10 protein-coding genes are annotated in these 10,508 nt (G+C 50.8%); all 10 read left to right on the top strand.

Translation table 11 applies throughout. The annotated features are described in order from the left end of the window. A partial coding sequence (gene pqqB / locus ABYW01_RS06370) for a pyrroloquinoline quinone biosynthesis protein PqqB (RefSeq protein ID WP_372831661.1) occupies window positions 1-725 on the top strand: 725 nt, incomplete at its 5' end. 31 nt (window positions 726-756) lie between these two features. Further along, window positions 757-1,527 carry a pyrroloquinoline-quinone synthase PqqC gene (pqqC, locus tag ABYW01_RS06365; protein ID WP_372831660.1) on the top strand — a complete coding sequence of 257 codons (771 nt, stop codon included), beginning with the start codon at window positions 757-759 and terminating at the stop codon, window positions 1,525-1,527. Further along, window positions 1,524-1,793 carry a pyrroloquinoline quinone biosynthesis peptide chaperone PqqD gene (gene pqqD / locus ABYW01_RS06360; protein WP_372831659.1) on the top strand — a complete coding sequence of 90 codons (270 nt, stop codon included), beginning with the start codon at window positions 1,524-1,526 and terminating at the stop codon, window positions 1,791-1,793. The genes pqqC and pqqD overlap by 4 nt, the downstream gene beginning before the upstream one ends. Before the next feature lie 562 nt (window positions 1,794-2,355). Further along, on the top strand, window positions 2,356-3,516 hold the full coding sequence (pqqE, locus tag ABYW01_RS06355) for a pyrroloquinoline quinone biosynthesis protein PqqE (RefSeq protein ID WP_372831658.1): 1,161 nt from the start codon (window positions 2,356-2,358) through the stop codon (window positions 3,514-3,516). A 696-nt stretch (window positions 3,517-4,212) separates the two neighbouring features. Continuing rightward, the gene (locus tag ABYW01_RS06350) at window positions 4,213-5,316 is read left to right on the top strand and encodes a hypothetical protein (RefSeq protein WP_372831657.1); all 1,104 of its coding nucleotides are present in this window, start codon (window positions 4,213-4,215) and stop codon (window positions 5,314-5,316) included. Window positions 5,317-5,345: 29 nt separating this feature from the next. Beyond that, window positions 5,346-5,885, top strand: a complete 540-nt coding sequence (locus ABYW01_RS06345) for an ATP/GTP-binding protein (protein WP_372831656.1) — start codon at window positions 5,346-5,348, stop codon at window positions 5,883-5,885. 75 nt (window positions 5,886-5,960) lie between these two features. Beyond that, the gene (locus ABYW01_RS06340; RefSeq protein ID WP_372831655.1) at window positions 5,961-6,371 is read left to right on the top strand and encodes a hypothetical protein; all 411 of its coding nucleotides are present in this window, start codon (window positions 5,961-5,963) and stop codon (window positions 6,369-6,371) included. Between the two features lie 122 nt (window positions 6,372-6,493). Then, complete coding sequence (locus ABYW01_RS06335) at window positions 6,494-8,200, top strand: metallophosphoesterase (protein WP_372831654.1); 1,707 nt, start codon at window positions 6,494-6,496, stop codon at window positions 8,198-8,200. A 23-nt stretch (window positions 8,201-8,223) separates the two neighbouring features. Further along, on the top strand, window positions 8,224-9,186 hold the full coding sequence (locus ABYW01_RS06330) for a globin domain-containing protein (RefSeq protein ID WP_372831653.1): 963 nt from the start codon (window positions 8,224-8,226) through the stop codon (window positions 9,184-9,186). Between the two features lie 84 nt (window positions 9,187-9,270). Next, window positions 9,271-10,508, top strand: a 1,238-nt coding sequence (locus ABYW01_RS06325) for a hypothetical protein (protein ID WP_372831652.1), incomplete at its 3' end; no start/stop codon positions are given.

The raw sequence follows: 10,508 nt of genomic DNA, 5'->3' as shown, positions 1-10,508 counted from the left end.
GCTTTGGCCCGATGCAACCGGCCCGTCAGATCCGTGACACAGGTATCTCCGCCATCGTTTTTATGGACAGCCAGATCGACCATACTACTGGTCTGCTGATGCTGCGTGAAGGTTGCCCACACGATGTCTGGTGTACCGATATGGTACAGCAGGACCTGACCTCCGGTTTCCCGACGTTCAACATGCTCAAGCACTGGAACGGCGGTATTAACTGGAACCGCATCCCGATCTCCGAAGGCGACAACGAATTTATTATCCCGCAGGTGCCGGAGCTGAAACTGACGGCGATTCCACTGCTGAGCAGTGCGCCGCCTTACTCTCCGCACCGCAACGATCCGCATCCGGGTGACAATATCGGTATCAAAATCGAAGATACCCGGACCGGTAAAACGATGTTCTATGCACCTGGCCTTGGCCAGATTGAACCCCATCTGCGTCCTGTAATGGAAAGTGCCGACTGTGTTCTGGTCGATGGCACCATCTGGCAGGAAGACGAGCTGATTGTGACCGGTGTCGGTGACAAGCTTGGCGTCGCGATGGGACACCTTCCGCAGTCCGGCGAAGGTGGCATGATCGAGTATCTGGATACGCTGGAAAAACCGCGCAAGGTACTTATTCATATCAACAATACCAACCCGATTCTCGATGAAGACTCTGCCGAGCGTGCCGAAGTATTGGCTCACGGCATTGAGATCTCCTATGACGGTATGAGCCTAGAGCTTTAATCGGGACCTGACCGATAACAGGAACGTGCATATGAACACACAAGTTACTGACAATACGCTGCCGATGTCCCGCGATGAGTTCGAACAGGCACTGCGTGCCAAAGGCGATCTCTACCACATCCATCACCCGTACCATGTGGCGATGTATGACGGCAGCTGCACCAAGCAGCAGATTCAGGGCTGGGTGGCAAACCGTTACTACTACCAGATCATGATCCCGATGAAAGACGCGGCGATCATGGCGAACTGCCCGGATCGCGATACCCGTCGTCAGTGGGTGCAACGTATTCTGGATCATGACGGGTATGAAGATGCCGAGGGCGGTATCGAAGCCTGGTTACGTCTGGGTGAAGCGGTGGGCCTGACCCGCGAAGAGGTTATCTCGCAGGAACATGTGTTGCCGGGTGTGCGTTTCGCCGTGGATGCTTACGTCAACTTCGCCCGTCGGGCGACCTGGGAAGAAGCCGCCAGCTCCTCGCTGACCGAGCTGTTTGCACCGAAGATTCATCAATCCCGTCTGGATGTGTGGCCGGACCATTATCCGTGGATCGACGAGAACGGTTACCAGTATTTCCGTAACCGCCTGACCGAAGCCCGTCGTGACGTGGTTCACGGTCTGGAGATTACACTGGATCATTACACCACCCGTCCTGAACAGGACCGGATGCTGGAGATCCTGCAATTTAAGCTGGATGTGCTCTGGAGCATGCTCGATGCCATGACCATGGCTTACGAACTGGATCGTCCGCCGTATCACACCGTGACCGACCAGAAGGTTTACCACAAAGGGTTGTTCCGATGATCACCACCGAGACAATTCCTACGTTGAATACCATGTTCCGGTTTCAGTGGGAGCAAGCGCAGAACAGCTACGTACTGCTCTATCCGGAAGGCATGATTCAGCTGAATGGCCCGGCGGGTGAGATTCTGTTGCTGGTGGATGGTGAGCGCAGTGTGGCTGTCATTGTGGGTGAGTTAGAAACCAAGTTTCCTGATGCTGAGGGTATTGGGGGAGATGTGTTGGAGTTTCTGGTGGAAGCTCAGAAGCAGCGGTGGATTGCTGAGTAGAAGTCTGTGCCCAAGGGCAAGAGCTGGATGGCAAAGAGTTCTTTTCAACTCTGGGTTTCGCCTTTGATTAGGCGAGATAAGGGGAGTCGCTGAACTCCCCTTATCAATCCCCCTCAGCCCTACAGTTTGGTTGGCTGCGCCAACTCCCCTGTGCGTTTCAATTTTCCGGGAGGCTGCGGAACTCGTCGCTTCGCTCCTCAGACAGTCCTCGCCTTTGGTCCCGGAAAATCTGCAATGCTCGGCTGCACTGAAGGGAGATACATTCGTACCAATCCATAGATTCGTGCTATGAACGTATCGGCTGGCACACTCTATATTCCCCTCTATGCAGCCGAGCATTGCAGAAATAAACCGATTAAAAGCAAATTCTGTTTGAGGCCGAAGGCCGAGTTTATTTGCTTCGTTTTATTTCGAAACGCACAGGGAACCGGACGCAGTCCGGCCAGTAGTGGGGTTGGCAGGGATTGGTAAGGGAGGGTCAACGCCCTCCCTTGCCTCGCCCAACAGGGGCGAAAAATTAACAACAAACGCGCATCTGTATATAAAAATAAAGAGGTTTAATATGTCCTCCTCATCCTGCAACGGTTCACCATCCCTTAACGCCGTCCCGACCCATGGCCAACCTCTATGGTTGCTGGCGGAGCTGACCTACAAATGCCCGTTGCAGTGCCCGTACTGCGCCAACCCACTCGACTTCGCCAACCGTACCACTGAGCTGACCACCGCAGAGTGGCTCAAGGTGTTTGAAGAGGGACGTAAGCTGGGTGCGGTACAACTCGGATTTTCCGGGGGCGAGCCACTGGTACGTCAGGATCTGGTTACGCTGATCCAAGAAGCGCGTCAGATGGGCTATTACAGCAACCTGATTACATCGGGTGTTGGCCTGAATGAACGCAAAGTGGGCGAGTTCCGTGAAGCCGGTCTGGATCATATTCAGGTCAGTTTTCAGGCCGCCGATGAAAGCGTGAACAATATGCTCGCCGGTTCGAAAAAAGCCTTCGAGCAGAAGCTAAAAATGGCGCGGGAAGTAAAAGCACAGGGTTACCCGATGGTGCTTAACTTCGTGACCCACCGTCACAATATCGACCAGATCGACCGTATCATTGAGCTCTGTGTAGAGCTGGAAGCGGACTATGTGGAGCTGGCCACGTGTCAGTATTACGGTTGGGCGTATGAGAACCGCGAAAACCTGCTACCCACCCGTGCGCAGTTAGAGCGTGCGGAGCGGATCACCAACGAATACCGCCAGAAGCTGGAAGCCGCAGGCAATCCGATCAAGCTGATCTTTGTAACCCCGGATTACTATGAAGAACGCCCCAAGGGCTGCATGAACGGCTGGGGGCAGGTGTTCCTGACGGTCACGCCGGATGGCACCGCACTGCCGTGTCACAGTGCCAAGATGTTGCCCATCGAGTTTCCGAATGTGCGGGATCACGCGCTGGATCATATCTGGAATGAGAGCTTTGGCTTTAACCATTACCGGGGGTATGACTGGATGAAAGAGCCGTGTCGCTCCTGTGATGACAAAGAGAAGGACTTTGGCGGCTGTCGCTGTCAGGCGTACATGATGACGGGTGATGCTACCAACGCCGATCCGGTGTGCAGTAAATCGGAGCACCATCATCTGATTATGGATGCGCGGGAAGCGGCGGAAACGCCTAAAAATGACGACGGTATGTTATTTAGGAATGATAAAAATTCCCGTGTTTTTTTTAGGGATTAATGATCGGTTTTAGATAGTGTTATTATTTGTGTGGATATTGGCGGTGTAACCTTAATGGTCCTGCATTAAATTATATTTTTGTGGGATCATGGGTAAACCAAAGTATTGGGAGATCTAGTTTCTTAAATTTGATATGTTTTCATGTGATTTTAATGGGTTTTTTTAATGCATCATTAAATTAATGTTATTAGTTGTAGTGTTTTTTGGTGTAATCATTCCGCAATAATTATTCAATAATATCCCCTTCGTTGTTGTTTCTGGTATTTAATTTTTTTGATGTAAAACGGGTCAATCTGACTATATGCGTTTTATATGTGTGCTGTTATACTGCGCGAAATTGAGCTAGTGGCCGTTTATTTTTGCTGGATAGATATGTTCTTATATTGACCGTGTCAGCAGTGCCGTCTCCCATCGAGCTCAGCCGATAAAACAACAATAACCCCGGCATTTACTAATACAGTGTCTGTAATACAGTGATTTTCTCCATGTATTCACAGAGCTATTGCTTTACTCGTGCGAGTAGAACCGGAGCCATTTCGTCTGCGTTAAAGACGAAGTACATGGATGAACGTAAGAGAGCCTGAGTCTAACTGTTTGTTTTGTATGTGATGTTTTGCATCAGCATGTCTCATGCGCTTTGCGTGGGTTAAACAAGGTTTAGATCTCGTTCTCTATTTGTTGTGGATAGGATCAATAATGCAGGGTTACCGGACGATTCATTTGCAGTTACAAGGATTTAGTGACGCAGAATTCCAGAAACTCGATTCAATATTGGCGTTAGCTGAAGCGCGTATGGATTACCTCTGGGCATTAAGTAATAGTGCGGATGCTGATGTGGTTTTAGTGCCTGATATTAGCCTTCGCCCTGAAGGTGATCTCCGTCCTTGTATTTATTATATGAAGTCCGGTGAAAATACGGCTGATCATATGGATCAAGGGCCGGGTGTCTGGTCGTTGATAGTTGATGAACATCAGGTTCCCCACCTATGGCAGTTGACCAAGGTGTTTAATGCGGTAGCAGAGAGTATTTGTCAGGCCTCTGAAACTGTTGCGGTAGATAAGGATATTGAAGACGCACCTTCAGTGTTTTCTGAAATATCTGAAGATGTTGAGCGGGTTGTTGAAAAGGAAGTTGAGCCTGAGAAAACGGTCGCTCAAATAGCTTCCTCTGATACTGATCAGGCAGCGAATAATACTGCGCCTAAAGCCAGTGATCCCCTATTACTTGACCTGCTGCAACCCAGAGCGGACGCGGGCACAGACGCTGTGTTTAGGGTGTGTTTTGAGAGCGGTGACTGTTTCTCGGCAGATCTGGATCGTGACCTGTATTTCAGTCCACAGCCGATAGAAACAATGGCCACCTGCTTTGCTCAATGCAGCGCATTTGAAGTGCGAGCTGTATCCCCTCATACCCTTGATATCGAGGCGGATGAAATAGAGGGCGGCGGACAGCCTCTGTCACATCTGCGCTGGTATATCGCTTTAATGTCTCCTTCTTTGGATCTTCAGGATCAGTTGGCGGATAAAACCGTAAAACTGAAGCGCTGGCCCGATCTGGGGTTGCCGGGATGTACACCGTTGATCCGGTTAGCAGCATTTATGCAAAGCAATGAAGCCTCGGTGATGACGGTGGCTGAGAAAACGGAGATACCGGTGGATAAAGTCTGCGCCTTTTTGAACGCCTGCGCACAGGAAGACCTGGTGATCCTTGGGGATCAGGAGGCGATCCATGAAAAGCCAGTAGCCGCCGATTTCAAATCACTATTATCGCGTATTTCAGATCGTATAAACGCCGAATAGACCGTATTCAGGGAAAGTGAAAAAGGGATATGACAGAAGATCATAAGCTCAAGTTTGTTTTTACCGGCAGCGTGGGGGCAGGGAAAACCACTGCGATACGCCAGATCAGTGAAGTTGATCCAATCACAACGGAAGCAAAACCGTCCGATGAAACGACTGCACGCCGCAAAAAAACAACCACAGTCGCTATGGACTATGGCCAGCTGACACTGGACGGCGGGCAGCTGTTGTACCTCTGCGGTACGCCGGGCCAGCGCCGGTTTGATTTTATGTGTGAAATTCTTACCAAGGGCGCGCTGGGGCTAATCATTCTGGTGGATAACAGCCACGATGACCCGATGTCTGAGCTGGACTACTACCTCAATCTGAATGCGGCTTTTTTACGCTCCAGCGCGGCAGTGATCGGCATTACCCATTACGACGAAAAAGCCTCTCCCACTGTCAGTGATTACTACCGTGTATTGGAAGAACGGGGTGATCCGTGGCCGGTGATGCATGTGGATGCCCGTAAAGCAGATGATGTGCGCCTGTTACTCAATACCATGCTGGCGACTTTGGAATACGTATAACGTGGATCTCCCCGATGCGGGATGTCGGCGACCTAAATCTATCGAACAAACTAATCAAAACCGGAGAAAAAGGAAATGTCCAAGCTTGATGATCTGATGCAGTCTGTTGTTCAGGATGTTGATGGAGCACTGGGTTGTGCTGTAGTTGATCTGGAGAGTGGTCTGCTGTTGTCGGTTGCGCATAGCGTGCCGTATTTTACCTCGTCTTATCTGGAAGCGGTTGCGGCGGCAGCTGTGGATATGATGCGTGGCCGTAATGTACGTGCGGTTGAATCGCTGTTGTCCAGCCAGCGCGGTCAGCCGGTGAAACATATGATTCAGGAAGTTCAGATGACCACTGAGCGGACTTTTCACTTTATGGCGATCGTCCCAGAGAAGCCTAACTCTCTGGTTGTTCTGATCACCAGCCGTAACACCAACCTGGGTATGGGCTGGTCTGCTGTTCGCCGCAATCTGCCAGAGATTGCTCAATTCTGCCCAGCCTGACAGGCAGGTAGGTCATGGCAGGGCTTTATCCCTGCCATTTACGCTGCGGTTCATTCTTTTCAGAACGAGAATCAGGGATGTAATCGCGAACCGTCATCGTGCAGCTGTTAAACCTCAAAACTATGTCGAAACGAAAACTTCGGCTGATCGGTTCAATCGATCAGACGCGTCATTACGAACCTTCCGATGTGGCAAACACCTTGTCGGATAACGAACGCACACTGGCACTGCACGCTGAATTTACCGGGCGTCCGGCGACCCGCATTTATGCCGATGAAAACAGTGTCGTGAAGCTGCGTTCAGATCTGCAGTTGAAGGTGGGGCAGGCCCAACACTGGATCAACAACGCACTGGAGAAAGAGCGACGTCTGGGCGTACACCATCCGCACAAAACCTGGTTTGTTATCTACAACTCAGAAGATGCGCGGGAAGATGATGAGCAGCAGGCGCTGATTGGGAACATCACACCCCGCATGCGGCCTTTACATATCATTCTGGGTAAAGCACCGGAAGGTGAAGAGGCACGCTTCAGCCATCAGGGTATTTTGTCGCGGGTGTTTCATCTGTGTTTGCAGGTCGCTAAGCATAACGATGTGAAGTTGGACGAGGGATTATCTAACTTTGCTCTGGACGCTCAGGGGCAACTGTTTTACGTCGATGATGAGTACTATCAGTGGGATAAATTTATCTCTTTCTCCACCATGCTGGGTGTGTATATCCGCTCTTTTAGCTGGCTGGATCGTGACTTTATCAGTGCACTGAGTGCGGAACTGATCAGGCATCTGGATGCGATATTCTATGATGTGAACTGTCGTGCAACGATTGCCTATCAATTGCGTTCGGCTTTTATGCCAAGTGGTAAAAAGCAGGAACTGGCGACGTTGATGAGCGATCTGCTTATGAAGCGGCCGCAACATTTATCTAAAGAAACGCCAAAACGTAAGCCGATCTTCAGACAACCTGAGACGTCTATCATCAATACGGTACTGGATGAGGATTGGTCGCTCAAAGGTGCAAAAAAGCAGGCGGCTACAGAGCCTGAGTCAGCGCAATTGAGTGAGGAGGCACTGGCTGCGATTCCTGCTTCTGAGCGATATCTGGCCTTGATCGCCGATGTGCACGCTAACCTGCCCGCGTTGGAAAATGTACTCAGTTATCTGGAAGAACGTGGCATTACTGAAGGTGTGGTGTTGGGAGATCTGGTGGGTTACGGGCCTGACGTTCTGCCGGTGATTGAGCGAATCCGCGAGTCCGGTTTTGCCGTGATAAAAGGCAATCATGATCACGCAACGGCGCAGAACGATGCCGGTCGCGGGTTTTCACCGAATGCTAAATCGGTCATCGAGTGGACGGCAAAACAGATTGATGATGAAGCCAGAGATTGGCTGATGTATCTGCCACCGGTACTTGAGAATGAAGAATGGATGGCGGTACATGGCGCACCGATTGATCCCGAGTTTTTCTTTGGTTACGTCTATGCGATGACCTATAGCGATAATCTGGATCGGTTGAAGGAGATGAAGCGCCGTCTCTGTTTTCATGGACACTCTCACATGCCGGGTATCTATGCGCGAAATGGATCGGGCAACGATAGCCATCTCACCGATACGTGTATCTCTCTGCAAGGGTACGAGCATTGTCTGATCTGTCCGGGTTCGGTGGGCCAGCCGCGGAATGGTAATCCTGACGCGCAGTTTGCGATTTATGACCGTATCAAAGATGAAGTGGATTTTATCACTGTGCCTTACGGTTATGACGAGGTGGTTGAACGCATGAAAGCACAGGACTTTCCGTCTGCTCTCTGGACGCGATTGCCAAAAGGACAATGATCAAGCAAGGGAGGCGGTGAGAGATGAATCAGTCAGAAATGGGCAGCAGAGCAATGGAAAGCACTGATATGAAGGACGTGATAGGTCCTATGGCATCAGGGAATGATGATCGCCAGCGGGTGCTGGAATCCATCGAAGTGATCAGTGCACATTCGGATGAAGTATCACGCGAGTTCTACCGTGAATTATTTCAACGTGATATCGGGATGAAAAAGGTCTTCCCCGGCAATGTGGTCACCTTGAATCGTAAGTTTTTCAATATGCTGTCCACCTTTGGTCAGATCGAGCATCTTGAAAAGATCAGTGCCAGTGTTGAGAAAATGGGAGAGCGTCATTTTCAGAAATATGGCGCGATGATCGAACACTTTGATCTGTTTGAAGAATCGCTGATACTTGCCTTTAAGTCCCTTTATCAGGATAAGTTTACAGTTGAATTGGAGCACGCCTGGCGTCGTGTATTCGCGGATGTATCGGCAATCATGAAACGTATGTTGCCGGATGAAGCTCAGTTGCGCGATGGGACGAGTGAACAGGATCAGAACGCAGGCGTAGAAGTCCCCCCCGATTTTTTGACGCGTATTGGCGGCGCCGAAAAGGTACATCAGGTCCACATCCGTTTTTATCGGGAGATGTTTGCTGACCCCTGGTTAGGGCAGTTTTTTTACGGCAAACATGAGTCGGTGCTGGCGCAGAAACAGAGTGAGTTTATGGTCGCGGCCTTTGGCGGGCCGAACGAATATACCGGTGACACTCCCGCTTTTGTGCACATGCATATGTATGTGACGGCGGATGTGGCTGATTTTCGTGAGTCGCTCCTGCGTCAGGCGATACTGGCAGAAGGGTTAAGCGAAGCAGAAGCGGATATCTGGTTAAGTGTGGACAGTTCCTTCCGTCCCAGCATCGTAAAGGAAGATATTTCCGAGTGTGTCATGAAATGCCGTGGACAGATGCCGGTGAAAGCGCGTAAACCTGATGACTATGTGTAAAAAAACCTTCTAAATGAAGTAGCTGCATGACTGAAACCTGAGCTACCCTCATAGCTATCAACGGCTTATAAGAGTGTATCTCAGGTGACCCTTCCTACATCCTCCGTACAACCCGGTTTCTGGTCTTCTTCCTTTACCGCCGAACAGGCGCTGGCCGGTATGAAGGAATATGGCCAGCTTGTTGCCGGACCGAATCACAGCCTGTACTGGGTTGAGTATCAGCCGGAAAACGACGGTCGTACGGCTATCTGCTGTTGGCGAGATGGCAATATCCGCCAATTGACACCCGAATCAATCACCATTCGTAGCCGTGTGCACGAATACGGCGGTCAGAGCTGGTGCCTGATGGATCAACAGCTGGCCTATATCGATGGGGATGATCAGCAAATCTGGCTACAGTCGCTGGATGATCTGGCTATTCAGAAACTGACGGATACGCCCAGTTGCCGATACGGTGCGCCGGTGTGGGATACGTCCCGCAATCGTGTGATTGCCGTGCAGGAAGAGCACCTGCCGGGTGATAACCCAGCGGATGTGGTGAATCGTCTGGTTGCTGTCGATCTGACCAGCGGGGACGTGTCGGTGCTGCATCAGGGATTCGATTTCTACGATCAGGTTTCGGTCAGTGACACGCCTGTCAGAGGACAGGTTGCGTGGATCAGCTGGGATCATCCGCATCAACCCTGGACGGAAACCCAGTTGGTATACAGCCAGATCGATGAGTGGGGTGGCCTGAGTGACCCTCAGGTGCTGATCAACGATGGCTATGCTCTGACACAGCCCCAGTTTGATCAGCAGGGACGTCTGTATGTGATCAGCGATCACAATAACTGGTGGCAGATTTGCCAAGTTATCCAGAACGCTTCGGGGGCAGTATTGCATCCACTGGATGAACAGTCTGATGCTGAATACGCGTCAGCTTCATGGCAGTTGGGGCAGAGCAGCTACCTGTTGCAGGATGGTCAAGCAGAGGGGGGCTGGGTTGCTCTATCGCATCGTGATGGTATGGGGTATCTACAGCAATATCGAGGGGGAGTACTGCAGTCTCTGGCAACGGAATACAGTAGTTTTCGCAGCCTGACTCAGTCAGGAGACCACCTGTTCTGCGTGGCATCATCAACCACCCGCAATGCAGCGTTGATCACCATCGATCTGATGAGCGCTGATATTCAAGTGATCACCGGCGGTGAGATGATTTTGTCGGATGTAGATGTCTCAAAGCCTCAACATCTGACATTTCCAGTGAATTCAGATGTCGCTCATGCACTGTTTTATCCACCGGCCAATGATGCAGAATCCGCAACGGATGTTGTGCCGCCGCT

Source organism: Pontibacterium sp. (genome assembly GCF_041587635.1).
Lineage (GTDB): Bacteria > Pseudomonadota > Gammaproteobacteria > Pseudomonadales > Balneatricaceae > Pontibacterium.
The sequence above is the reverse complement of the archived record's forward strand: the minus strand, read 5'-3'. Positions and strand labels throughout refer to the sequence as shown.